The 24154-nt window shown below is 32.5% G+C and carries 20 protein-coding genes; 6 read left to right on the top strand and 14 right to left on the bottom strand.

Annotation, left to right across the window (positions count from 1 at the left end; all coding sequences use genetic code 11):
• Positions 1-6 precede the first annotated feature (6 nt).
• Positions 7-636, bottom strand: coding sequence for a hypothetical protein (locus tag ABJI11_RS12560; RefSeq protein WP_348352704.1), 630 nt, complete (start codon positions 634-636; stop codon positions 7-9).
• A 102-nt stretch (positions 637-738) separates the two neighbouring features.
• The gene (locus ABJI11_RS12555; RefSeq protein WP_348352701.1) at positions 739-1932 is read right to left on the bottom strand and encodes an SH3 domain-containing C40 family peptidase; all 1194 of its coding nucleotides are present in this window, start codon (positions 1930-1932) and stop codon (positions 739-741) included.
• Between the two features lie 56 nt (positions 1933-1988).
• Here ABJI11_RS12555 and dcm point away from each other — a divergent pair, with 56 nt between their 5' ends.
• Positions 1989-3218: a DNA (cytosine-5-)-methyltransferase gene (gene dcm, locus ABJI11_RS12550; RefSeq protein WP_348352698.1), complete on the top strand. Its 1230-nt coding sequence runs from the start codon at positions 1989-1991 to the stop codon at positions 3216-3218.
• 150 nt (positions 3219-3368) lie between these two features.
• A complete protein-coding gene (locus ABJI11_RS12545) occupies positions 3369-3743 on the top strand; it encodes a hypothetical protein (RefSeq protein ID WP_348352695.1) in 375 nt (124 codons plus the stop codon).
• 47 nt (positions 3744-3790) lie between these two features.
• On the opposite strand, the gene ABJI11_RS12540 is transcribed toward ABJI11_RS12545, so the two are convergent.
• Both ABJI11_RS12540 and rpiB read right to left on the bottom strand, forming a co-directional pair.
• Positions 3791-4234 carry a GNAT family N-acetyltransferase gene (locus tag ABJI11_RS12540; protein ID WP_348352693.1) on the bottom strand — a complete coding sequence of 148 codons (444 nt, stop codon included), beginning with the start codon at positions 4232-4234 and terminating at the stop codon, positions 3791-3793.
• 112 nt (positions 4235-4346) lie between these two features.
• A complete protein-coding gene (gene rpiB, locus ABJI11_RS12535; RefSeq protein WP_348352690.1) occupies positions 4347-4775 on the bottom strand; it encodes a ribose 5-phosphate isomerase B in 429 nt (142 codons plus the stop codon).
• Between the two features lie 646 nt (positions 4776-5421).
• On the opposite strand from rpiB, the gene rnr reads away from it, so the two are divergent.
• From rnr to ABJI11_RS12520, 3 genes are all read left to right on the top strand, one after another.
• Positions 5422-7614: a ribonuclease R gene (gene rnr / locus ABJI11_RS12530; RefSeq protein WP_348352687.1), complete on the top strand. Its 2193-nt coding sequence runs from the start codon at positions 5422-5424 to the stop codon at positions 7612-7614.
• A gap of 87 nt (positions 7615-7701) precedes the next feature.
• Positions 7702-8382, top strand: a complete 681-nt coding sequence (locus tag ABJI11_RS12525; RefSeq protein ID WP_348352684.1) for a head GIN domain-containing protein — start codon at positions 7702-7704, stop codon at positions 8380-8382.
• Positions 8383-8385: 3 nt separating this feature from the next.
• Positions 8386-9066 (top strand): LysE family transporter, encoded by a 681-nt coding sequence (locus ABJI11_RS12520; RefSeq protein WP_276491424.1) that lies wholly within the window; start codon positions 8386-8388, stop codon positions 9064-9066.
• A 45-nt stretch (positions 9067-9111) separates the two neighbouring features.
• Here ABJI11_RS12520 and ABJI11_RS12515 read toward each other — a convergent pair whose 3' ends face one another.
• The 6 genes from ABJI11_RS12515 to ABJI11_RS12490 form a co-directional block, all read right to left on the bottom strand.
• Positions 9112-9618 carry an OmpH family outer membrane protein gene (locus ABJI11_RS12515; RefSeq protein ID WP_348352681.1) on the bottom strand — a complete coding sequence of 169 codons (507 nt, stop codon included), beginning with the start codon at positions 9616-9618 and terminating at the stop codon, positions 9112-9114.
• A gap of 238 nt (positions 9619-9856) precedes the next feature.
• On the bottom strand, positions 9857-10693 hold the full coding sequence (locus tag ABJI11_RS12510) for a class I SAM-dependent methyltransferase (RefSeq protein ID WP_348352678.1): 837 nt from the start codon (positions 10691-10693) through the stop codon (positions 9857-9859).
• 63 nt (positions 10694-10756) lie between these two features.
• On the bottom strand, positions 10757-12625 hold the full coding sequence (mnmG, locus tag ABJI11_RS12505) for a tRNA uridine-5-carboxymethylaminomethyl(34) synthesis enzyme MnmG (RefSeq protein WP_348352676.1): 1869 nt from the start codon (positions 12623-12625) through the stop codon (positions 10757-10759).
• Between the two features lie 5 nt (positions 12626-12630).
• On the bottom strand, positions 12631-13050 hold the full coding sequence (gene ybeY / locus ABJI11_RS12500; protein ID WP_276491428.1) for an rRNA maturation RNase YbeY: 420 nt from the start codon (positions 13048-13050) through the stop codon (positions 12631-12633).
• Positions 13043-16390: a hypothetical protein gene (locus ABJI11_RS12495; protein ID WP_348352668.1), complete on the bottom strand. Its 3348-nt coding sequence runs from the start codon at positions 16388-16390 to the stop codon at positions 13043-13045. The genes ybeY and ABJI11_RS12495 overlap by 8 nt, the downstream gene beginning before the upstream one ends.
• A 335-nt stretch (positions 16391-16725) precedes the next feature.
• Entirely contained in the window at positions 16726-17958 is a 1233-nt protein-coding gene (locus ABJI11_RS12490) for a fibronectin type III domain-containing protein (protein ID WP_348352666.1), read from the bottom strand.
• Positions 17959-18223: 265 nt separating this feature from the next.
• Between ABJI11_RS12490 and gltX the strand changes: the two genes are divergently transcribed.
• On the top strand, positions 18224-19732 hold the full coding sequence (gene gltX / locus ABJI11_RS12485) for a glutamate--tRNA ligase (RefSeq protein ID WP_348352663.1): 1509 nt from the start codon (positions 18224-18226) through the stop codon (positions 19730-19732).
• Positions 19733-19810: 78 nt separating this feature from the next.
• Here gltX and ABJI11_RS12480 read toward each other — a convergent pair whose 3' ends face one another.
• The 4 genes from ABJI11_RS12480 to ABJI11_RS12465 all read right to left on the bottom strand — a co-directional run.
• Complete coding sequence (locus ABJI11_RS12480) at positions 19811-20206, bottom strand: ACT domain-containing protein (protein WP_348352661.1); 396 nt, start codon at positions 20204-20206, stop codon at positions 19811-19813.
• 113 nt (positions 20207-20319) lie between these two features.
• Positions 20320-21291: a 23S rRNA (adenine(1618)-N(6))-methyltransferase RlmF gene (gene rlmF, locus ABJI11_RS12475; RefSeq protein ID WP_348352658.1), complete on the bottom strand. Its 972-nt coding sequence runs from the start codon at positions 21289-21291 to the stop codon at positions 20320-20322.
• Positions 21292-21332: 41 nt separating this feature from the next.
• Positions 21333-21911 (bottom strand): PepSY domain-containing protein, encoded by a 579-nt coding sequence (locus tag ABJI11_RS12470; RefSeq protein ID WP_348352655.1) that lies wholly within the window; start codon positions 21909-21911, stop codon positions 21333-21335.
• Positions 21912-22033: 122 nt separating this feature from the next.
• Positions 22034-24154 (bottom strand): hypothetical protein (locus tag ABJI11_RS12465; protein ID WP_348352652.1); only part of this gene is annotated, 2121 nt, incomplete at its 5' end.

Below are 24154 nucleotides of genomic sequence, written 5' to 3'. Positions count from 1 at the left end.
CTTGTTCTATTTTTTCAGAATTAGTACATGTTGATCATTACATTGTAGATTATAAAAGTTAACAATATCTCTTACATGCTTTTTCTTATATTCTTTATTTAGAATCTTCTCCACTAAAACGGGGCAATCTGAAAAATAGGTAGAAGCTGCATTTTTAAAATTCTTACTGAAAAGTTGATTAGAACCTAAGTGTGTAATTTCACCATTTACGCCTCTTCTAACAAAAAGGTTTTTAATATCGTAGTAATTACCGTGTGCCATATTCATTTGACCATTAGCAACACCTACAAACATTGGTGAAGAATACCCAGTTTGTTCAAGAACATATAAGTTAACGGTACCTATTTCTAGTTCTCTTACAACATTGAAATAGCCTTTTTTTGTTTCTAAATATACATATGTAGAAGGTTCTTCTCTATCATTAATTACTACTTGCTCTAGATTTTCAAAATGATATTTTTCTGGTTTATCTCCTCTATTTTTTTTAAATTTTACTTGGTCTCCGTTTACGAGTTTAACTAAACCTTGAATTTTGTTTCCGTCCTTAAAATAAATGGTACCTGCATCTTTTTGGGCAATAGCAATAGATGATCCTACAAAACAGCAGATTAAAACTAGAAGTGTTGTTTTTTTCATAGCACGTGAATGATAGATAACTATCATAAAACGAACACTTTATTACTATGTTATAATTTTTGTCTTAAAATCGATGAAACACCTTTAAATTAACCAAACAGTTTAATCTTTAATTGGTATTGAAATATTTAAGTTTTGAAGCAATGGGTCTTCTTCATTTAATAAGCGCTGTGTTCTTAAATATCTACCTACATTGAACGCATCATAATTTGGTGAGTCTTTATCAACACTACTTATACGAACCATTTCAGAAGAATGTATAAACTGATTATCACCAATCCACATGCCTACATGAACTACTTTCTCTGAAGTGGTTTCCGTAGCTCTTCTTCCAAAGAACAATAAATCACCTTTCTTTAATTTACTAAAATCAGCAATTGAATCTATAGGCTTACCTGCATGTACTTGCTGAGAGGCATCACGTGGTATAACCATACCGTTCAGGTAATATATAGTTTTTGTATAACCACTGCAGTCAACACCTTTTGTAGAAGTACCGCCCCATAGATAAGGTACTCCCATTAACGTTTTTGAGGTTGCAATAAGTGAATCAGCATTAAAGTTTAAGTTTGAAAGCCAGGTGTTATATTTTTCTGCTTCGGTCTTTAAAATATATGCTTGTCTACCATCTGGAAATTCAATTTTATAGAACTCATCATCACTACCTAATAGTTTTAATAAACTACCGGCAACAATGTCAGAGGTTCTGCTTTTAGTCTCTTTAGAACTAAATGCATGACCATAGGTATTTGTGTAAATAATTTTATCTGAAGCTATCCACTTTTCAATAGCATCTGCATTCATTAGTTGTATTCCACCTAAGTCAACCCATGCCAAATATTTATCTGGTGTTTGTATCAAATACCAATCTCCTTCTTTTTTTAAAACATGTACAACAGTACCTAATGTAGCCTGTGTTGCAAGTTCTGCAGAATGTTTAGGATTACTTCTAAGATTAGCGGCAGAGATGTTGATAACTGCTTTCGTCATACCCTCTAATTCATCTGCAGGTAAAATTTTAATATCATTGGTAGCTTCAATGCCTTTATCTTTTAATAGACTGTTCAAAGAATCTACGGCTAGCGGTAAATTGGTTTCACCAGCTAAAATAAAGCCAGACGGACCATCTAATACTTCTAAATTAAAGAGAGCAGTACGCTTATCTGGTGCAAATGCATTTTTTATGATTTCAATTTCTTTGACCAATAATTTCTTTTCATCTATATGTACACCGCATGCTGTATTTAAAGCAATCAAAATCAATACAAAAGACCTCTTCAATAGTATTTTCTTCATCTCTAAAATAATTTCTAATAGTATTAGCCTTGTGAAATTATGTAATTTTATCGCAAATGAAGAAACTAAAGGTCATAGAACTTTTTGCTGGCGTTGGCGGATTTCGCTTAGGATTAGAGGATACCGAGAACTACGAGGTAGTTTGGAGCAATCAATTTGAGCCTAGTACGAAAGCGCAGCATGCCTCAACCGTTTATGAAGCCAGATTTGGTTCTAAAAATCATAGAAACGAAGATATTTCTGAAGTACCTACTAAAGACATACCTGATGCCGATATTTTAGTAGGTGGCTTTCCGTGCCAAGATTATTCAGTTGCGGCTACCCTAAATAACTCTAAAGGACTTATTGGTAAAAAGGGGGTTTTATGGTGGAGTATCCATAGAATTTTATCGGAAAAGAAAAATCCGCCTAAATACTTATTTCTTGAAAATGTAGATCGTTTATTAAAGTCTCCATCAAACCAAAGAGGCAGAGATTTTGCAATTATGCTTAAAAGTTTAGATGACTTAGGTTATGCTGTAGAATGGAGAGTTATTAACGCTGCAGATTACGGAATGCCCCAAAGACGTAGACGTATTTTTTTCTTAGGCTATCATAAATCTACCCCACTTTACAAACAATTTAAAAAAGCCAAAGCCGAAGAATGGATTTTTGAAAAAGGAACAATTGCAACAGCATTTCCCATAACAACTACTTCTTCTAAAATGATTTCATTTGATATTACCGAAGATCTTGTTTCACTATCTGAAAATTTCAATCTAGGCGAAAAATTATCTCCTTTTCAAAATACCGGAGTATTCATTAAAGGAAAAATATATACCACCAAAACTACCCCCAGTTATGTTGGTAAAAGAACGGTCTTAGCAGATATTTTGCAGAAAGGAAATATACCAGAAGAATTTTATATTCCTGAAGAGGAGCATGATAAATGGTATTATCTAAAAGGTGCTAAAAAAGAAACCCGAACTTCTAAATCTGGTTTTGCCTATCATTATAATGAAGGTAGCATGATTTTTCCTGATGCCTTAGATAACGCCTCAAGAACAATCATAACGGGTGAAGGTGGTAAGAGTGCATCGCGCTTTAAACATGTTATCAACACAAAAAAAGGATTACGTAGATTAACTCCCGTAGAATTGGAACGACTAAATATGTTCCCCGATAATCATACTTTATTTGAAGGTATCTCTAATACTAAAAGAGCTTTTTTTATGGGTAATGCTTTGGTAGTAGGTGTAGTCAAAAAAATAGGTAAAGTTCTTTCAAACAAAATAAGATCGACCTAGTATAACTTTCTCTTTTCTAGTTTTATAGTGCATATTTCCCTGTTACCATACTTTAAATAATAGTTGTTTAAAATCTGTTTTTAAACTCAACATATTGTTAATCAACGTTTAAAATTAGGAATTGTCTATTTTTTTGTTATTTTATTAGGTATGGTAAAAGTAGAAAAGTCAGAAAACGTAGAATTTTTAGAAAAGTCAATTCAACATTTAGAAGCTACCGGTTTCGAGAATATCAAAGCTGATATGGAAGGCTATGAAACTCCTAAATCATATTCAAGAAAAGGTTTGGAAGACAATGTTACTCCAGATATTGTAGCTATCAAAAATGGTAGAAAATATTATTTTGATATCAGTCTAAAATCTACAAAAACTAGGTTACTTAAATCTAAGTGGTTGTTTTTAGATACTTTGAGTAGAATGAATTCTAACAGATTTAGGATTATAACTACAAAAGGCCATTATAAGTTTACCGATAATATGTTAGAGGATATTAACCTTAGTAATAAAACACCTATCAAAATTTAAACATATAAAAACAACATATTAAAAAAGACCGCTTATAGCGGTCTTTTTTATTTTTTGATCATTGCTATATGTGGTATACCGTCTTCCAAATACTCTTCTCCTGTGGCATTAAAGCCTAAATCAGTATAGAACTTGGTTAGGTATTTTTGAGCTGAAATTTTAATTTCATAGGTATTGTAATGTTCTTCTACTGCATCAATAGAAGCTTGCATGATTACTTTTCCATAACCAAATTTTCTAAAATCTTTATGTACGGCTACTCTGCCTATACTGGCTTGGTCAAAATAATCACCAGGTTTAAAAATACGGGTATAAGCCACTACAGAATTATTTTTATATCCTATTATATGAATAGCCTTGGCATCTTTACCATCTATATCTTGATACACGCAATCTTGCTCCACTACAAAAATTTCACTTCTTAACTGTAGTACATTATATAGTTCTTCAATATCAAATTCTTTGAAACTCTTTATCTTAATATCTAACATTAAATTATTCAATTAACTAGTTATGTTCATATCTATTATGAAATAACTATATGATTTATAAATGGTTATAATAACTATTTTAGGTTATCAACATAGTTGTAATAACTATCTATTAAAGCGGAATCTTTTCAATTCTACGTTCATGTCTACCACCGTCAAAAGAAGTATTTAAAAAGGTAGAGACCATTTCTAGTGCTTGCGGTAACGCTATGTATCTTGCAGGTAGGCTTAAAATGTTTGCATCATTATGTTCTCTTGCCAGTTTAGTGATTTCTTTGGTCCAACAAAGGGCCGCTCTTACATTTTGTTGTTTATTAGCGGTCATACAAGCCCCGTTACCACTACCACAGATTAAAATACCATAGTCTGCAGTACCATTTTCAACATCTAGTGCTACAGGGTGTGCAAAATCTGGATAATCTACACTATCAGTGCCATCTGTACCATAATTAATAACTTCAACTTGCTTAGATTTTAGTAAACCTATAATAGCTAACTTGTATTCCGTACCAGCGTGGTCATTACCAATAGCTATTTTCATATGCGTAGAATTTAAAGGTTAATAGTTCTTGTTTATATCCAGTGGGGGTGGAACAAAACCAAGCTAAAGGTACAATAATCAGGCATTCACAACAAAAAACGAGGGGTTCACAACAATAGTTATCATGGTATTAATAAAAATTGTTAATTAGTATGTTATAAGCAAGATTACTTAATGCATAAATTGTTTAGAAAAAGTTGCTAAAAAATTTGGTTATTAAGGTTAACATCTGCTTACACTTTTAATCCTCTGAAGACGAATTTAAATATTAGAAACTATTAGAGGATTTTCATCAAATTAACATCCCTAGTTAACATTAAAATTACATTTAGTTATTAATAAATTCATGTTAATAGCACTTATAAACCATGTTTAATAACTCTTCAAAATACTGATTTTCAATTGTAGTTTCATAAAACATATTGTCAACAAGTATTAGTATCTCATAAAGACAAGTAATATAGAAATAAGTTATTCTAGATATTAACAAGCTATAATAATCATTAATATTTAATTTAATTTAAAAGAAAAAATGTCTAATATGATATATATGTTAATAACAACTCATTTACTTAACTTTTCAATAAGAAGTAGAATAACAGCTAGTGGATTATAATTCGTAATTTTCCAATAAATTAAAAGTTTAATGTCAAAGAAGAATAAGAAGGCGAAGAATCATAGAAAGAACGAAATTACAAGAGGAATTTTTACAGTTCTAGAAAAAGAGCCGAATAAAAGTTTCAACTATAAGCAGATTGCTGCTAAATTAAATATAACTGATGCTCAAGATAGAAATACCCTTATTAAAAGGTTAACCGAGCTCAAAGAGAAAAAAAGAATTCAAGAAATTGATAGAGGTCAATATAAAGTATTAGAAAATACAAAATCTTACCATGAAGGTACGGTAGATGTTACCGGTAAGGGTAATGCATATATTGTAGTTGATGGTATGGATGATGATATCTTTATCCCTGCCAATAAATTAAATAAAGCCTTTCATAAAGACAAAGTAGAAGTTTATATCTACCCACGTAAAAAGAGTAAAAAGCTTGAGGGCGAAATAGTTAAAGTACTTGAAAGATACAAAACTACTTTTGTAGGTATTGTTGATATGCAAAAGACATTTGCTTTTGTAAGACCTTCAGATTTTAGAATGTATACTGATATTTTTGTCTCTAAAGATAAATTGAACGGTGCCCAAGATGGTGAGAAAGTTTTGGTTGAAATCACTGACTGGCCAGCAGATGTAGATTCCCCTTTTGGTAGAGTTACCGAAGTATTGGGTATACCTGGTGAGCATGATACAGAGATTCATTCCATTTTAGCAGAGTACGGTTTACCTTATTCTTTTCCTGAAGATGTTCAAAATTTCGCTGATGGTTTAGATACCAGTATAAAAGAAGAAGAAATTAAAAAGCGTAGAGATTTACGTAATGTTCTCACTTTTACTATAGATCCAAAAGATGCCAAAGATTTTGATGATGCCCTTTCTTTTCAAAAACTTGAAAATGGTAATTATGAAATAGGTATTCATATAGCAGATGTTTCTCATTATCTACAAAAAAATACCATATTAGATGACGAGGCTTATGAAAGAGCTACCTCTGTTTATTTAGTAGATCGTGTGGTACCAATGTTACCAGAGGTACTTTCTAATAATGCATGTTCATTGAGACCTAACGAAGAAAAGTATACTTTTTCTGCCATTTTTGAATTAGATACGAACGCTATAATAAGAAATCAATGGTTTGGAAGAACTGTAATCGATTCTAACGAACGTTTCGCTTATGAAGAAGCCCAATATATCATTGAGAACGGTAATGGTAACATACCAGAGGATATATCTATCAGAGAAGCTGCTTACACGGTTTCTAAAGACGTTGTAGAAGCTACATTAGAAATGGATAGGCTTGCTAAAATAATGCGCTCTAAACGTATGGATCAAGGTGCGCTTTCTTTTGATAAAGTAGAAGTAAGATTTAATTTAGATGAAAATAGTGAGCCTATAGGAGTTTACTTCAAAGAATCTAAAGATGCTAATAAACTTATTGAAGAGTTTATGCTTTTAGCCAATAGAAAAGTGGCTGAATTTATAGGAAAGCAAAAGCCTAAAAAGACCTTTGTTTATAGAATTCATGATGATCCAGATCCAGACAAGTTAATGGCTTTAAATGGTATCGTTTCTAAGTTTGGTCATAAATTAGATTTTAAGGATAAAAAATCTATTAGTTCTTCTTTGAATCAATTATTACAAGATGTAAAAGGTAAAAGAGAGCAGAATATGGTAGATACCCTTACTATACGAAGTATGAGCAAGGCTATCTATACTATAGATAATATTGGTCATTATGGGTTAGCGTTTGATTACTATACACATTTTACTTCTCCAATTAGAAGATACCCAGATGTAATGGTTCATAGGCTATTACAACATTATCTTGATGGTGGTAGTTCTGCAAATGCAGAAGAATTTGAAAAGAAATGTAAGCATTCTTCAGATATGGAATATTTAGCTTCAAGTGCTGAAAGAGATTCTATTAAGTACATGCAGATCAAATTTATGCAAGACCATAAAGATGAAGAATTTCGTGGAGTTATCAGTGGTGTTACGGAATGGGGAATCTATGTTGAAATCATTGCCAACAAATGTGAAGGTATGATTCGTATTAGGGACATCAAGGGAGATTATTATATCTTTGATGAGAAGCAATATGCTATTATTGGTGAACGTACCAAGAAAAAATATACCTTAGGTGATGAAATTACCGTTATGGTTAAAAGCACCGATCTTATAAAAAGGCATTTAGATTTTGCCTTAATTCCGGATGACAATAAATAATTTGGAATAGATTTTGGTATAACATGGCTGAAATAAGTAAACATTTTAATTTTAAGATGTTTACTTAAATAAATTACATAGAAAAGAATGAAACAAGTTTTAATTTTAATGTTTCTCTTAGGATGTCTTTCGGTTACTGCCCAAGATAATAAGGTTACCCAAAATTTAGAATCTTTTAAAGAATTAAAGGGTTTTGATGGTTTGTCAATAAACCTTATAAAATCTTCAGAAAATAAGGTTATTATTACAGGTGAAAATACGGGCAAAGTAGTCATTGTTAATAACGACGGCGTCTTAAAGATTAGAATGCAAATAGGTAAAATTTTCAGTGGCTATAAAACCTTTATAGATTTATATTATGCTAGTGATATTTTGGTCATTGATGTTAATGAAGATGCCAGAATTGTTACTGAAGATATTATTGAACAAGATGTATTAGAATTGAAAGCCCAAGAAGGTGGAGAATTGATTGTTAGTGCAGAGGTTGAACAAATGTTAATAAAGTCGGTTTCTGGCGGAGTTATTAGAACTGCAGGTTCTTCAAATTTACAAGACGTTCAAATAAACACCGGTGGTATTTATGAAGGTAAAGGTTTCGTTACCAATTTTTCGACAATAAATGTAAATGCGGGTTCTAGGGCAGAAATTAATGCTAAGGATTACGTAAAGGCAACGGTGAAAGCAGGTGGAGAAGTTTTGGTATTTGGTAACCCTAAAAAACTTGAAGAGAAAACGGTATTTGGTGGTTCCATTAAAAGAATGCATTAATACATGTTAGAAGATATACAGGCAGCAATTCCTTTAGGATTTTTCCTAAGCTTTATGGTTGGGCCGGTTTTCTTTGTCTTATTACAAACAAGTGCAGTAAAAGGTTTTAGAGCTGCTATTACTTTTGATGTTGGTGTTTTACTGGCAGATGTACTATTTATTCTTGTTGCTTATTTTAGTAGTTTCCAACTGTTAGAAAATTTAAGTAATCAGCCTGGTCTCTATGTCTTTGGCGGTGTTATACTGTTGGTTTATGGTCTTGTAACTTTTTTTAAAGTTGATAAAAAAGAGATTCCTGTTGATTCTAAGAAGATTAAAAAATCAGATTACTTTGGTCTTTTTGTAAAGGGTTTTTTACTCAATTTTATCAATATTGGTGTTCTTGTTTTCTGGTTAGGAATTATAATAATTATAGGTCCTACTTTAGATAATCAGCCTAATCGTTTCTTTACTTTTTTTGCAACTGTACTTCTCTCCTATTTTGTAACTGATGTATTTAAAATTCTTTTGGCAAAACAACTTAAACGTAAGCTAACAGCCAAGAGGATTGTTTATGTAAAGAAGATTATAGGAGTTATATTGGTAATATGCGGAATAGTTCTGATAGTAAAAGGATTTTTACCTAAGGATCAATTCAATATTGAGCAGGAATTAGAAAGGTTTGAAACACATTCTGTAGAATAAAAAAAGCCGGTCAATGACCGGCTTTTTTATAAATAGTATATTAATTTATTTCTTATACTTATCGTTAAGTAATTTTACTATCTCATCAGTAAGGTCATTTGCTTCTGTTCCATAAAGAACGCTACCACCGTCACCACCACCTAAAATGTAAGAGTATCCGTTTGTTTTACCGTAGGCTTTAATTTCTTCTTTTACTTTAGAAACTATGCTATCCATTTCAGTCTGACCTTCCATTTGTAATTGTTGGTCTTGTTGTTGTAATTGTTGACCGATCATTTGACCTCTTTGTTGCATTGCTGCATATTCTTCTTGAGCTTTTGATTGAGACATTTTTTGAGCTTTAGTTTGAAAAGCTTGAGCTTCAATTTGAAAAGCTTGAGAAATACTATCTCTAGTTTTTGCTAAGGCATCTGCCTTAACTTTGAATTTAGATTCAACATCAATTTTTTGTTGGTATTCATCCATCAATTTTACGTTATCAACGTATCCAATTTTTTCTTGTTTGCAAGATGCTAATAATACGATAGCGAAAATTAAAATTAGGTTTTTCATTTTTTCATTTTTATGTGTTGCAAAAGTAATAAAGCTTTTAGAATGAAAATATTTTAAGATTGGTATAAATACTCAATATTTCCTATTTATAAGATTTATTGATGGTTTATTAATCTTAAATTGTTTTTATTTATTATAATGACTGATTTTAAGCTATATTTAAGAGGTTTTTGTAATTTTTATATAATTATATATAGTTTTGATTATTTTAACGCTTAAATAAGCTTTAAATAACTAATTACTGTTTTTTAAGCACATATATTAGCGAAGAATACTCTCCTGTGGTCTTAGCTTTTAAATTTGACAATAATCCATGATAAAATGCTTTGAGATAATTAGATGAACCATTTTTATATTTTTCTGATAAAATGGAAACATAATAAGAATCGAAGTGCATTGGTAGCGTTTCTGTAACTATCAATTTTTCTTTTAAAAATATATTTTTAATTGCTAGTTGAGAAAAATGCCAAAGGTGTCTTGGTGTGTCATAAGCAGCCCAGTACTCTTTATAGTATTGCGCATCATAAGACTTATAGTTAGGTACTGCGATTATTAAAGTACCATTTTTTCTAAGTAATGAGTTTATTTTTTTAATTTGATTTTCTAAATCTGGTAAATGTTCTAGTACGTGCCATAGTGTAATAACATCAAATTTTTGATTATTTAAATCTTCTAATGATTTATAAATATCTAGTTTTTTATCTACTGCTTTCTTTCTCGCACTATCATTTAACTCAACCCCTAATGCTTTCCAATTTTTGTTTTTAGCCACATTTAAAAATTCACCAGTTCCGCAACCTATATCTAAAAGATATTTTTCATTAGTATTTTGTTTATCTATAAGTTTTACTTTTTTGTTTAATGTATATTTTTTAACTGCCTGATAAATTTTCTCAAGGATACTACTTCCATTATCAGAATGAGAAATATAGTTATTTGGGTCGTAATATTTTTCTAGATTTTTAGGTACAGGTTTTGTGATTAGCATGTCTGTTTTTGAATCATATTCTAATTCAAATTGTTCCTGCGTTACTAGATAATCTTTAGTGATTATGTTAGAATTTATATGTGACATTTTTGATTTACGGGTTTTTTGTAGATGATGTAAATTTCATTGTTCCACGTGGAACAATTTGCCCTACCTTCCAAGATAAACTAAAAGTACACTGATGTCGCTCGGAGTAACTCCACTAATTCTTGATGCTTGGGAAATGGTAACAGGTTGAATTTTCGTCATTTTTTCTCTTGCTTCAAATGATAATGATTTCAGTTTAGAGTAATCAAAATTTTCTGGAATCTTAACTGCTTCCAATCTATGTAGTTTATCGGCGTTTAATTTTTCCTTTGCAATGTATCCTGAGTATTTAATCTGTACTTCTGCTTGTTCCAATATTTCATTATCAAATTTATTTTCTTTAACGAAATTAGAAACATCTTCTAACATTAACATATGATCCATTGTTACGTTAGGTCTTGAAAATGCTTTGTACATTTTATCAGATTGCTTTACTAAAGATGAATTTACACTTTCAAAAATGGGATTAATGTCTTTAGGCAATACACTAGTTTCTCTGAAGAAATTAACTAAAGCTTCAGATTGTTCTAGTTTTTGTTCCATTCTCTTCATTCTTGAATCTGTAGCAAAACCTATGGAATGACTTAAAGGAGTTAATCTTAAATCTGCGTTATCTTGTCTAAGTAATGTTCTGTACTCTGCACGAGATGTAAACATTCTATAAGGTTCTTCTGTGCCTTTTGTAATGAGGTCATCTATTAAAACACCAATGTATGCTTCATCTCTTTTTAAAATTAAAGGGTTTTCTTCTTTTAGTTTTAAGTGTGCATTTATACCTGCCATTAAACCTTGAGATGCTGCTTCTTCATATCCTGTGGTTCCATTTATCTGTCCGGCAAAATATAAGTTATCAACTGGCTTAGTTTCTAAAGTATGTTTTAATTGGGTTGGTGGAAAGTAATCATACTCTATGGCATAACCTGGTCTAAAGAATTTTACTTTTTCAAAACCTACTACAGAACGCAATGCTTTGAACTGAACATCTTCTGGTAGAGAGGTTGAAAATCCGTTTACATATACTTCAACTGTTTTCCAACCTTCAGGTTCAATAAACATTTGATGACTGTCTTTGTCTGCAAATCTGTTTATTTTATCTTCAATAGACGGACAGTATCGTGGACCTAAACTTTTTATTCTACCGTTGAACATTGGTGATCTATCAAAACCTTCACGCAATAAATCATGAACCAATGCACTAGTATGGGTCATGTAACAATCACGTTGATGCGTTAAAGGTTTTGTATTTGAATAAGAAAATTTTTCTGGAATAGCATCACCAGGTTGTACAATCATTTTGGAATAATCTAAAGATCTACCATCAACTCTTGGTGGTGTCCCGGTTTTCATTCTTCCGCTTTCAAAACCTAATTCAACTAATTGTTCCGTAATTCCGGTTGCAGCTTTTTCTCCTGCCCTACCTCCACCAAATTGTTTTTCGCCAATATGAATCAATCCATTTAGGAATGTTCCATTGGTTAAAACAACAGCTTTGGATTTTATATTGATACCAAGAGAGGTTTTTACTCCAACAACTTTATGGTTTTCTATAAGTAAACCAGACACCATTTCTTGATAAAAATCAACATTAGGTGTGCGTTCTAACATTAAGCGCCACTCTTCCGCAAAGCGCATTCTATCGTTTTGGGTTCTTGGACTCCACATTGCAGGACCCTTAGATTTATTCAACATCTTAAATTGAATAGCAGATTTATCAGAAACAATTCCGCTATATCCGCCAAGTGCATCTATCTCTCTTACAATTTGTCCTTTTGCAATTCCACCCATTGCCGGGTTACAGGACATCTGCCCTATGTTTTGTAAATTCATTGTTACTAATAGGGTTTTTGAACCCAAGTTTGCAGCTGCTGCTGCCGCTTCTGCACCGGCGTGTCCTCCGCCAACTACAATTACATCGTATTCTTCTCCAAACATATTTTCTAATGTTCCACGTGGAACAGCTTTATTTTTTCTTCTTCTTTAGCGCGCATTTCGGCAATAGCTGCATCCGATTTATCCGAATAACCCATTAGATGTAAAACTCCATGAATCATTACGCGTTTTAATTCGTTATCAAACGTAACATTAAATTCTTGTGCATTTTCTTTTATGCGGTCAATTGAAATATAAAGGTCTCCCGAAATATTTTTGCCTGATACATAATCAAAAGTGATAATGTCTGTTAGATAATCGTGTTGTAAGTAATCTTGATTTATTTTAAGCAAGTAGTCATCACTACAGAAGATGTAGTTAAGTTCTTGAATGGAAAACCCTTCGGTATTACAAGATGCTGTAATCCACGAATCAAAGTTTTTTTCTGCTACAAGTTTAAATTCAGTTAGGTAATTGTAATTAATCATTTGCTTTGAAATACTCTTTAACCTTAGATTGAAAATTTTGCCGCAAAGGTAAGCTTTGCCTATTTAAAATTTCAACTTCATTACGATAATTATCTAATAATGAGGGTTTAGTAGTAATAGGATTTGTGAAGTCTTTTGTATTTCTATTACTTTCTCGCTCAGATTTCTCTCCTTGCTTAAGTGCCGCGTTTTCTAATTTCAATAATTCGTACTGTATAGTATTGGCTTTGTTGATAGTACGTTGAGTTATACCGTTTTCTAAAAGATCGTTTTCAAAATCTTCCATCTGTTTAATTAATTTTTGACCTAATTTTTGGTCGCCAGAATTAATCATATTCTGGAGTTGCTCCTCTAGTTCCTGTCTTATTTTTTGTTGGCTTTGATAAATTTCATAGATTTCTCTAAGTTCAGATTCGCTCATTGAACCCTCACCTTGTCCACCCATACCGTTTGTTCCATTTTTTCCTTGTCCATTTTCTCCGCCTTCGCCGTTTTCGCCTTCTTTACCACTTTTTCCTTCCCCGTTTTTTCCATTTTCACCTTCATCTCCGCTTTCACCTTGTTTACCGTTAGCTCCCTGTTTACCACGTTCGCCCTGTTTTCCTCCTTCACCTTCATTTCCATTTTTGCCTTGTTTACCTTCACCACTTTTCCCCTCTTTTCCTTCCTTTCCAGATTCTCCTTGTTGACCCATTTTTTCACCAATTTGTTGTTGCCCTTCAATAATATCCGGTAACTGAAATCCTCCTTCACTTTGCCCAGAACCTTTTCCCATTTGCATACTTTCATTCATATTGTCCATAACCTTGGCTAGAAAATCTGCAAGACTGTTAGCTGCGGTCAACACATATTTTTGATGGGAAATTCCTTGAAACATTTGACCATCTGCCATCGTTTCTAAAGATTTATCAATGTTATAATATACTTCGGTAATCTGTTCATTTACAAATTCTGATAGTTCAGCTTGGCGAAGAGATAATGCAAATAGACTATCATCTACATGTTCAAATAACCCTTTTAATTCATTTTGGTCGCGTACTGTTTCAGAATATTGAGTAGCATCTTGTTCTTCTCTAGAGCTAAGTCTATCATAAAGTGTTTCTTGTTTAAAAGAGAAAATGATGAGATTGTCTAAAATTTGTCTTAGCATTTCAGCATCTTCAGCTACTGATGAACCACCGCTTCCACCAGAGGAAGAATCACTTAAGGCTTCACTCATTTCTTTCATCTTATCTGCTGCAGATTTTTGTTTCTTTTTAGCATCAGAATTAGTTGGTTTATTTTGCTCATTTTGATCATCGTTTTGTAGTTCTTCAAGAGCCTTTTGTTGATCTTCTTTTACAGCTTGTTTTTTGTTTTCTTCAATATTTATATCAATTGGTTTTTTTAGCTTTTCATTATCTTTTTTCAAAGCATCCATTTCCTTTGACAGCTCGTTAAATTTCTTGTTTAATTCGGTTTGTTTTTCTGCTGTATTTTCTTTTTTATTATTTTTAGAAAGTTCTTCTTGTTGTTTAGCTAATTGCTCTAAATCTCGTGCAAGTTGCGAGGCTTTTTCTGTTACATAATACCGTTTGGTTAACTCTAATAGTTGTTCTAAGCTACGCTCACTATTTTGTTGTTTTTTACCTAATTCTTCCAACTTTTTGGTAAGTTCTTCCTTCTTTATTTTGTCAGCTACTTTGTTAAGTTCTTCTAGGAGTTGCTGGTTTTTCTTTGCTTGCTCTTCTTGACGTTTTAAACGTTCTTGTAACAATTGGTTTAATTTGTCATCTTTATTTTCCTTGTTTAGATTTTCTTTAAGTTCTTTACTGAACTTTTGCATGAATTGTTCTTGCTGTTCTTGTTTTTTTAAATAATCTTTTATCTGTGACTTATCATTGAAATTTAGACTGTTTTTTTCTTTCTGATTTTTGTTTATTTTTTCTAATGATTCTTTCTGTTCTTTTGCTCTTTCTAGAGATTTATCTAAGTCCTTTATTAGTGATTGTTGAGATTCAAGGTCTTTGTTTTTTAACTGATTATCATCTAGTAATACTTGTTGGTATATTTGACTTTTAACGGTCTTTCCATTATGTACTGCATCGTTATCTGTTATCTCAAAATAAAAACCATAATTTTTACCTTCTTCTAACTCTAAACCAGAGGGAAACGTGTAATAAAATTGTTCGTAATTAGAAGTCGGTTTAATTAAGGAAATAGTTTTTGTAGCGTTTTCATTACCTACTTCAAAATATATAATGTCAATTTTTCGAAGTCCATAATCATCAGTAGCGGAACCTGTGTAGTAAGAAACATTCGGATTTAAACTATCTAGAACTTGATTTACCTTAATTGTGGGATACGCATCTTTAATTACCTTAAAACTATATGTTAAACGTTCATAATCTTGAACGTTTTCATTTGTAGTCGTTAACTCGTAATTAAAATTATTATAGATGTTCTTCTCTAATTTAAATTGGTTTTTTTCTTTTATAAATGGTAAAAGAGTGTCTTTAGTAACGACATTAATCTTATCGGTATTTTCACCTTTAATTTGCCAAGTAATTTTTGTTCCCTCAGGTATAACAGCGTTTCCAGTACTTTTAATAGTTTTATTAGGTTTGTTTAAATACCTAGGATAAGTAAGATTCATGGTAAAATCTATAATAGAAGGTGTTTGAAGAGACTGTAAGGTATATTCTTTTGATTGCACCTCATTTGCAGAAAATTTAAACGTAGTGGTTTGTATGGGTGGTGAAAATGTGTACTCATAAAAACCGTTTCTTTGTTGTAATAAAATAGGTTTATAATCAATTTCTATATAAACGTTTTCTGGTTTTACTTTACCCTTTGTTGCAACTTGTACAGTAAAGGTTTGGTCTTGTAAGGTGGTTAATTTGTTTGATAGAACCTCAAATTTAAAAGGCGCTGGTTTTTCATAAGCCATTTCGTAGTTTACTACACGTTCATAAGTACCAAAAAAACTATTCCAATTTCCTGATATAAATAGTAAGGCTATTATGGCAATTGGAATAATGGAATATTTTAAATATTTGAAGGAATCTTTGAAGTTTATGGCTTTGGTGAACGGTATTGAGTCTAGTTGTTTCGACCTTTGATTAATACTAGCCAGTAACAATTCTGATTTTTCATTATCACTTGCTAGGTCCAATAAATTTATAAGCTTATCTCCTACTTCAGGAAAATGCTTTCCTATCATATGGGCAGCATCTTTTTGTCCTATACCTTTTTTAAGTTTTAGTAAATAGAAAATTGGCGTTAAAATGTATTTAAAAAGAAGAAATATCTCAACTAATATAAAAATGCCGAATAGCACCATTCTTCCTGTACTGTTCATCCAAAGAAAATATTCAACTCCTAATATCAGTAGGAAAAACAAAAGTCCGAATGCGAAAAATAGTAATATACCTTTCAGTAGAACTTGAGAATAGTGTTTTTGAATAAATTGGTTTAATCGCTGTAATATGTGCTGATAGTCTTGCAATTGTTCTTTTTTATACCAAGATAACGGTTAAAAAGACTGGTTAGTAGGAAATATTTGTTAAAAGGATTTGCTAACAGGTAATAAATGAGCTGACTACTATAGTTTATAACTCAAATTAATAGAAAAAATAAAGGGGTGAAATATGTAGCTAACTACAAATTTCACCCCTTTATGAAAGTAATGTTTTTTTAATTTGTCTCTAAAACAACGTCATAGTTTAGTTGATATAGTACTCCGTCAACTTCTATTAGAAAATATCCGGTTTTATCTTCTTCTAATGAATTGTAGTTTTCCTCACTTAATACGCTACTAGATACTGATGAAGTGTACGTACTATAATTAGCTATTTCATAGTCTACAGCAACCCATTTTTCAATTTCAAAATTGGCAAGTTCTTCTGAGAAAGTAACGTTTAATTGCCCTGGAAAATACTGACTATCCGGTGTAATTAATGTTGCTTCTGTTACTGAGATATCTGGGTGTACAGGATAATCGTTTGTAGTCGTAAAAGTTATGGTAGATTCTTTAGTTTTACCGTTTTCAGGTGCTCTTGCGGTTATTATTACCTCGTAAGTTGTATTTCTTTCAAGGTCGGTAAACTCATAATCAGTTCTATAGATAAATGTATTTGCTGCAGGATAACCTACGCCATTTGCGGTAACAAGATAATATACCGTACTGTCGTCAGACATTGTAGATGCTGTCCAATTTAAAGTTGCGCTAGTTCCTGTAATATTTGAAGCTGTTATTTCAAAATCTGATGGTATAGGGCAGGCAACCTGTGTAAAGGTAATTTCTTCTTCAGTTTCGGCACCACTAAAACTTGCGGCAACCACCTTAATAACATGATCTTCACCTTCAGCAACAAGGAGATTAAAACCAGTTCTTTCTGTGCTATAAGAACCATAAGTTTCAACATGTTCACCGTTTAAATATATTCTATAAGAATAGTCTGATCCGTCTTCTACCGTAGGACTGTCCCAACTAATAAAAGCAATACCACAACCATTGTCTTTATAAGTAATTGGAAAGCTAGATGGTGGGGTTCCTAAAGTTTGAAATTCTGAAGAATTTATACTCTCTACCGCGTTTTCAGCAGATGCACTGATTTTTACTGCGTAGATTGTGTTCATTTCTAACCCCTCAACAGTAAATTCTAATTCAGTAAGGTTTTCTGCAACTAGTTCTTCATTTAAAAAAATGCTGTAGTCTACGGTACTTTCATTTGAAGATGTAACCTCGCTCCACATAATTTTAGCACTTGTTTGGGTGACGTCTTCAAATTCAATTTCAAAAGCAGAAAGTGTAATTTCATCTGCACTGTCAATTACATCGGGCATAGCGTCGTCAGTAGAATCTGAGGTACAACCTGTAATTAATAGTACTACGAATACATAAAAGTAATTCAAATAATTTTTCATTTTCATTGGTTTAAAGATTGTAAATAACGCATTGCTAATGGTATTCGTATATGTATTCTCCATTTTAATATTTCACTTATTTTTCCTCTTCCCAACAACGGTATTTGCTTGGTTTTTTTGAAAAATAAGATTTTATACCCATTTTGATATTAAGTAGTATATTGAATACTAGAGTTGTAAGTGAAATTTCAGGATTTTTTATATTCTAGTAATTAATAGTTTGCCGTAGATATATGGCTAAAGGTGTTTTTTATACCTTTGCCGCATGACAAAGAAAGTACGTGTTCGTTTTGCTCCTAGTCCTACAGGACCATTACATATTGGTGGTGTGCGCACTGCCCTATTTAATTATTTGTTTGCTAAAAAACATGGCGGCGATTTTATTCTTAGAATAGAAGATACCGACCAAAACAGATATGTTGAAGGTGCCGAACAGTATATTATCGATTCTTTGAATTGGTGTGGAATTCCTTTTGACGAAGGTGTAGGTAAAGATGGCGGTTTTGGTCCATATAGACAGAGCGAACGTAAATCTTTATATAAAAAATATGCCGAAGATTTAATTGAAAGCGGTCATGCATATTATGCTTTTGATACAGCAGAAAGTTTAGATGGGCATAGAAAAGAACATGAACAAAACGGCAAAACATTTATTTATAATTGGCACAATAGATTAAAACTCGATAACTCTTTGTCTTTAATGCCAGAAGAGGTTAAAAGTCGTTTAGAAAATGGTGATGATTACGTAGTTCGTTTTCTTACTCCACCAGACGAAATATTGCAACTAAATGACTTAATACGTGGATCTATTAAGATTGATACCAATGTTTTAGACGATAAAGTATTATTTAAAAGCGATGGTATGCCAACTTACCATTTGGCAAATATTGTTGATGACCATTTAATGGAAATTTCTCATGTTATACGTGGAGAAGAATGGTTGCCTTCTTTAGCTTTACACAAACAATTGTATGATGCATTTGGATGGGACTCTCCAGAATTTGCGCATTTACCTTTGATTATGAAACCCGTAGGAAAAGGAAAACTTAGTAAACGTGATGGCGAGAAAATGGGCTTTCCGGTGTTTCCTCTTTCATGGAACGAATCTATTGGATATAAAGAATCTGGATATTTTCCTGAGGCAGTGATAAATTTCTTGGCCTTATTAGGATGGAATCCTGGTACTGAGCAAGAACTTTTCTCTTTAGATGAATTGATTAAAACCTTTAGCTTAGACCGTGTCAATAAATCTGGAGCTCGTTTTGATCCTGAAAAGACTAAATGGTACAACCAACATTATCTTCAGGAAACATCTGATAATGAGTTGGCTGAATTGTTTTTGCTAATAGTCAAAGAGCATATTTCTGATGCGGATAAAATAAATTTGGAATATGTAACAAATGTGGTTGCGCTCATAAAAGAACGTGCCGTTTTTGTTTCTGATTTTTGGAATTTGAGCGATTACTTTTTTACAGCTCCTACTGAGTATAATGCTAAGGCAGCCAAAAAACAATGGAAAGAAGATACTGGCACTATAATGAAAGGTCTTATTTCTGTGTTGAAACCAATAGATGATTTTTCTTCTGAAAATACCGAAACGATTGTAAAAGCATGGATCGGTGAAAAAGAATTATCATTTGGAAAAGTGATGCCTCCATTACGCCTTTTCTTGGTAGGTGATATGAAAGGTCCTCATATTTTCGATATTATGGCAATGATCGGTAAAGAAGAAAGTATTTCTAGAATAGAGACAGCGTTAAGTAAGTTAGGATAAACTAAGATTTTAGGTATAAGGTTAAACTCCTTATATCAAAAATTCAGATTATACTTGGTAGTTTATATCTAGTACAGTTTATTTTTTAGAAAATTCGCCTAATACTTCCATAGCTTTTTCGGTATCTTTTGTAGAAACGAATATGTGGTCGTGATAATATGCAGCTACTACATTACAGCTAATATCATATTTTGTTAAAGCAGTTGAAACCGCCGCGGTTAAACCAACTGCATCTAAAGCGGAATGAACGGTAAGGGTTATCCATGATGCAACAAATTCATATGTGAAATTTAATTCATCGGCTTTATTTTTTTCAAGTATAATTGTGATGCCTTCTTTTTCTTTAAACTCGAATAAAATATCTTCTCTAGAAATATGTTGAATATCTTTTACAGTAATGAAAACATAACTGCCGTCGTTTAAGTTGGGTTTTAAACTTTGTAATAATGTATTAAGATTGGTTTCTCCTTCCATTTTAGCGTTTTTACCGTATTTTCAAAAAAATTTCGACCCTCCGGGTCTATTTGCCAATTAGAACGGCTTAAAAGACCTCGTTTTATAAATTAACAAAGGTCTTTTCGGATTTTTTATTTGCTAATCCATCTATCTTTTGCCCAAGTCTCCATTTCTAGTGTTGATAAAAATGTCCAAGCAATAATTCTGCTCATCTTATTTCCTTGCGCCATTGGTGTGGTTACATGTTCTACAACCCCTATTTTTTCTAATCGATCATAAAATACGCCCAGATTTGATTGCTTTGAAACTAAAGTAGAATACCAAGCTGAATTTTTTGAAAATTGAGCACTTTCATTAATCATGTTGAGTATAAAACGCTTTTCACCACCATCTGTCCATAACTCGCCGCCTTGTCCACTAAAATTCAATTCGGCTTTTTTCACTCTTTTTTTCTTAAGGTTGCTCAGTTTTCGCAATGTTCCGGCTTCCGCTTCGGCTTTTGTAGCGTGAAAAGGTGGGTTGCAAATTGTAAAATCAACCTTCTCATTGGTATTTAAAATACCAGAGAAAATATGCTCTGGTTTTGGTTGATGTCTAAACTTCACCTTACCATTTAGACCAGAATTCATTTTCACTATTTTTTCCGCTGCTTCAATAGCTGTTTTGTCAATATCAGAACCAATAAATGACCAGCCATAAGAACTATTGCCTATAATTGGGTAAACACAATTTGCTCCTACCCCAATATCTAAACAGGTAATTTTTTCTCCTTTAACCGGATTACCACCATTGCTTTTGGCTAAAATATCTGCAATATGGTGTATGTAATCAGCCCTTCCCGGAATTGGCGGACACAAAAAACCTTCTGGTATATCCCAAAATTCTAAATCATAGTCTGATAGTAAAATGGCTTTGTTTAGTGCCTTTACCGCTTTTGGATTAAAAAAATCTATAGTTAAATTGTCATACTTGTTTTTAGCAACAAACGGTTTTAATTCCGGATTTTCTTGCTTTAAACGCTTAAGATCGTAACGACCGGTATGTTTATTCCTTGGGTGTATGCTAGGTTTTTCAGCAGTATCTTTTCTTCTTTGATCAGCCATAATTGTGTAAATTATTCAGAGGTCAAAGCTAAACCTATTTTTTAAGCAGATGCTTTATTTCTTTTCATACGTTTTGGACCATACCATAACCAAAACCCTGTAACGGTAAAAACAAGTAGTGCAAGACCCATTACTGTAGAGTAAAACACTTTTATTTGATTATTGGATGTTCCCAAATAATCATCTAATATAGAGCCGTCATGTAGTTTTTCTATAAAATCAGAATATCTACGTTCTATATGAACTAATTTACCCGTAGCACCATCTATTTGTAAACCCCATAAGTGGTTAGCATATACAAATTTGACCATGCCCTTTTCTTTTCTAATATCTATACGGTCTATTTCTGTAGATAATTCTTTTGAGACAGATTCTAGTAGGTAGGTGTTAGCAAGAGTATGTAAACTATCAACAGGTAACCAATCTTTCAATTCGGTTGATGTACCTGTATATGATTTTGATAAAATTACTCCTCCACTATGTTTTTTCCATCCCAAAAGAAGACCGGTGATAGATATAATGAAGAAGAAAATAAATAATGCGGCACCTGTAGCTCGATGTACTTTTCTAAAAATACGTAGCCATTTTGCTTGTTTCTGTCTTTTATTATCTTTTCGCATTATTTTAGGTCGGTTAAAAGGCAATATAGATAGATTTGTAAAACGTTTATTAGAAGGAATTGTTAAAATAAAACGTTTAACAGTTAAAGGTTCTTTTCATTAATATCTTATGGATTAATTATTTAGAAACTATTTGATTTTTCTAGTTTTAGTTCAATTTCTTCTTTAGTTTTTTCATCTTCTGTAGTAGACCATTCATCATTAATTTGATGATTTTTTGCAACGTCACCGGTATATAGTAATGCATTAAACAATGCTCTATAGGTACCCATTGACTGACCTCGCCATTGGGGCTGAAATCCAAAAAGAATAACATGTCCGTTATTATAGTGTACATCTACAGCTGCTGCTTTGTCATTCATATATTTTTCTCCAATTAGATAACCAGATAATAAAGGCGAACCTTTTTCTTGATATTTAGATAGAATTTCACCTTCAAATCCTTCAAGCGTTTTGAAAACGGGACTACCAAAGACGAATACACCAGATTTTTGAGGCATGCCAGCCATTATAGGATGTAGATTATTATTAGTGACTTCTAAAATAGAACCTCCCGTAAAAAATTCGTTTTTCTTCAGCTTCTTCACATTGTTCTCTATGGGTAGGTGTAGTTCATTAATTGCAAATTCAGTGCTTTTGTTCATGCAAACCAATGTTCCGCCCGTACTTACAAAAGTATCTATATTCCTAACCCCCAATCCTTTTAGTCCGCCTGTATATTGTGGAGGAGCCATTCCTTTTTGAAAGCCATTTTCTATAGTTCCCGGTCTTTCTGAAGCCATAAGAATTACATCAAATTTCTCATTTAAGCGGCCATTGTTGATATCTGCATTTCTAATGATAGTGTATGGTATTTTAAAATTATCTAGTAACCATCTTGTCCAACCCATATCCATACTTGCTTTCCAAGGATCATAAACCGCTATTCTTGAATGCACTTTAATTTTGGGTTTCGTGGAAGATAATTTAGCATTAACAGCATATTCTTTCACCCACTTTTGCATCTGTGATCTAGGGGCATTACTAATTGCATAGGTTTGGTTTTTAGAATTGTAACTAACCGTTATGTTTTGGTTCATGGCATCGCCAATTATTCTAAACGAATTATTTTCCTTTGGGTCAATTATCAGGTTGCTTCCACTGCCCTTTAATGTTCCCGGTAATGGAACAATGCCGGCAGCAACTTCATTGGTGTTAAAACCTGCACCACCAATAAAATCTGTTTTGCTTAAATCTATATCGTTGTTATAATTTTCTTCTATGACACTGCCTTTTATTGGTGTTAAGCTAGAATATACCAATTGAGATAATGGTGTTTTTGCTGCAGTTACCTCTACCTCCATTTGGTATGGCAATGTCCAGCCCGCTGCATCATAAGGTTGTTCTAATGGTCCGTCTGGGGATTCCCTTAAGTCTGGGTATTCTTGAATATCTATTAGTTGTCTAGCCAGCTCTCCAAATTCTTGAGCCATTGGTATAACCCAAGTTCCTTTTGGATATTCATTTCCTTCAAAGGAAATATCAGTATTCAATTGTGAGATTCTAATACCGTTAAACGCTAATCTTTTAAGAAATTCTACAGGGCGAACAGGATCTCGTTGTTTTTGTTTTATAAAATATGCGTAAGGTGGTTCTCTTTTGTATTTTTCTATCGTTGTGATACCTGCTTGATATTTATTAAAGAGTAAGGTTTCTTTATACTTTGTTGCATAATCTAAAACAGCTACAGATGCTTTTTCCATGTATTGTACAGCATCTGATAAACGCCACCACCCACCTTTCCAAGGACTTGAGTACAATGATTCTACTCGTAAAGAGGCTCTTTCTTTTGGAAAATCCTTAATGGTATAAAAGTGTGGTGTAGCAAATTTATAAAGAGAGGTTTCTGTCCAAAACGAAGGTATGTTCTGCATCATGGGCATGTAATCAATGTAACCTGGGTACCAAGCATCAAACCCTTTACCCATATGTACCGCTCCTGGTAATCCTTCAGTTTCTAATTCTTGTGCCATAGCCATACCAATCATATTCACTTCTCTGGCCATTAAAGGTGGAGTTTGCGGAGCAACAGGTTCGGCAAATGGGGGCAACCAAATTCTTGTTGGAAAAGGAGATGATTGATGGTGTACATGAATAATACTTGGCTCCCATTCTCGCCAAGTACTGCCGACAACGCGAGACTCTAATTGATTAAGCATATATGCATCACGATTGTTATCGTGACCTACATACTTTTGGTATAG

This window comes from Maribacter sp., from assembly GCF_039968975.1.
Lineage (GTDB): Bacteria > Bacteroidota > Bacteroidia > Flavobacteriales > Flavobacteriaceae > Maribacter.
This window is presented reverse-complemented; position numbering and strand designations above follow the sequence as displayed.

Coding starts and splice junctions, on each gene's coding strand:
- ABJI11_RS12470 (WP_348352655.1), bottom strand. CDS start 21,911: ATGCGAAAAGATAATAAAAGACAGAAACAAGCAAAATGGCTACGTATT.
- rpiB (WP_348352690.1), bottom strand. CDS start 4,775: ATGAAAATAGCTATTGGTAATGACCACGCTGGTACGGAATACAAGTTA.
- ABJI11_RS12495 (WP_348352668.1), bottom strand. CDS start 16,390: ATGAACAGTACAGGAAGAATGGTGCTATTCGGCATTTTTATATTAGTT.
- ABJI11_RS12525 (WP_348352684.1), top strand. CDS start 7,702: ATGAAACAAGTTTTAATTTTAATGTTTCTCTTAGGATGTCTTTCGGTT.
- ABJI11_RS12520 (WP_276491424.1), top strand. CDS start 8,386: ATGTTAGAAGATATACAGGCAGCAATTCCTTTAGGATTTTTCCTAAGC.
- ABJI11_RS12555 (WP_348352701.1), bottom strand. CDS start 1,932: ATGAAGAAAATACTATTGAAGAGGTCTTTTGTATTGATTTTGATTGCT.
- gltX (WP_348352663.1), top strand. CDS start 18,224: ATGACAAAGAAAGTACGTGTTCGTTTTGCTCCTAGTCCTACAGGACCA.
- ABJI11_RS12540 (WP_348352693.1), bottom strand. CDS start 4,234: ATGTTAGATATTAAGATAAAGAGTTTCAAAGAATTTGATATTGAAGAA.
- rnr (WP_348352687.1), top strand. CDS start 5,422: ATGTCAAAGAAGAATAAGAAGGCGAAGAATCATAGAAAGAACGAAATT.
- ABJI11_RS12545 (WP_348352695.1), top strand. CDS start 3,369: ATGGTAAAAGTAGAAAAGTCAGAAAACGTAGAATTTTTAGAAAAGTCA.
- ABJI11_RS12490 (WP_348352666.1), bottom strand. CDS start 17,958: ATGAAAAATTATTTGAATTACTTTTATGTATTCGTAGTACTATTAATT.
- mnmG (WP_348352676.1), bottom strand. CDS start 12,625: ATGTTTGGAGAAGAATACGATGTAATTGTAGTTGGCGGAGGACACGCC.
- dcm (WP_348352698.1), top strand. CDS start 1,989: ATGAAGAAACTAAAGGTCATAGAACTTTTTGCTGGCGTTGGCGGATTT.
- ybeY (WP_276491428.1), bottom strand. CDS start 13,050: ATGATTAATTACAATTACCTAACTGAATTTAAACTTGTAGCAGAAAAA.
- ABJI11_RS12515 (WP_348352681.1), bottom strand. CDS start 9,618: ATGAAAAACCTAATTTTAATTTTCGCTATCGTATTATTAGCATCTTGC.
- ABJI11_RS12560 (WP_348352704.1), bottom strand. CDS start 636: ATGAAAAAAACAACACTTCTAGTTTTAATCTGCTGTTTTGTAGGATCA.
- rlmF (WP_348352658.1), bottom strand. CDS start 21,291: ATGGCTGATCAAAGAAGAAAAGATACTGCTGAAAAACCTAGCATACAC.
- ABJI11_RS12510 (WP_348352678.1), bottom strand. CDS start 10,693: ATGTCACATATAAATTCTAACATAATCACTAAAGATTATCTAGTAACG.
- ABJI11_RS12480 (WP_348352661.1), bottom strand. CDS start 20,206: ATGGAAGGAGAAACCAATCTTAATACATTATTACAAAGTTTAAAACCC.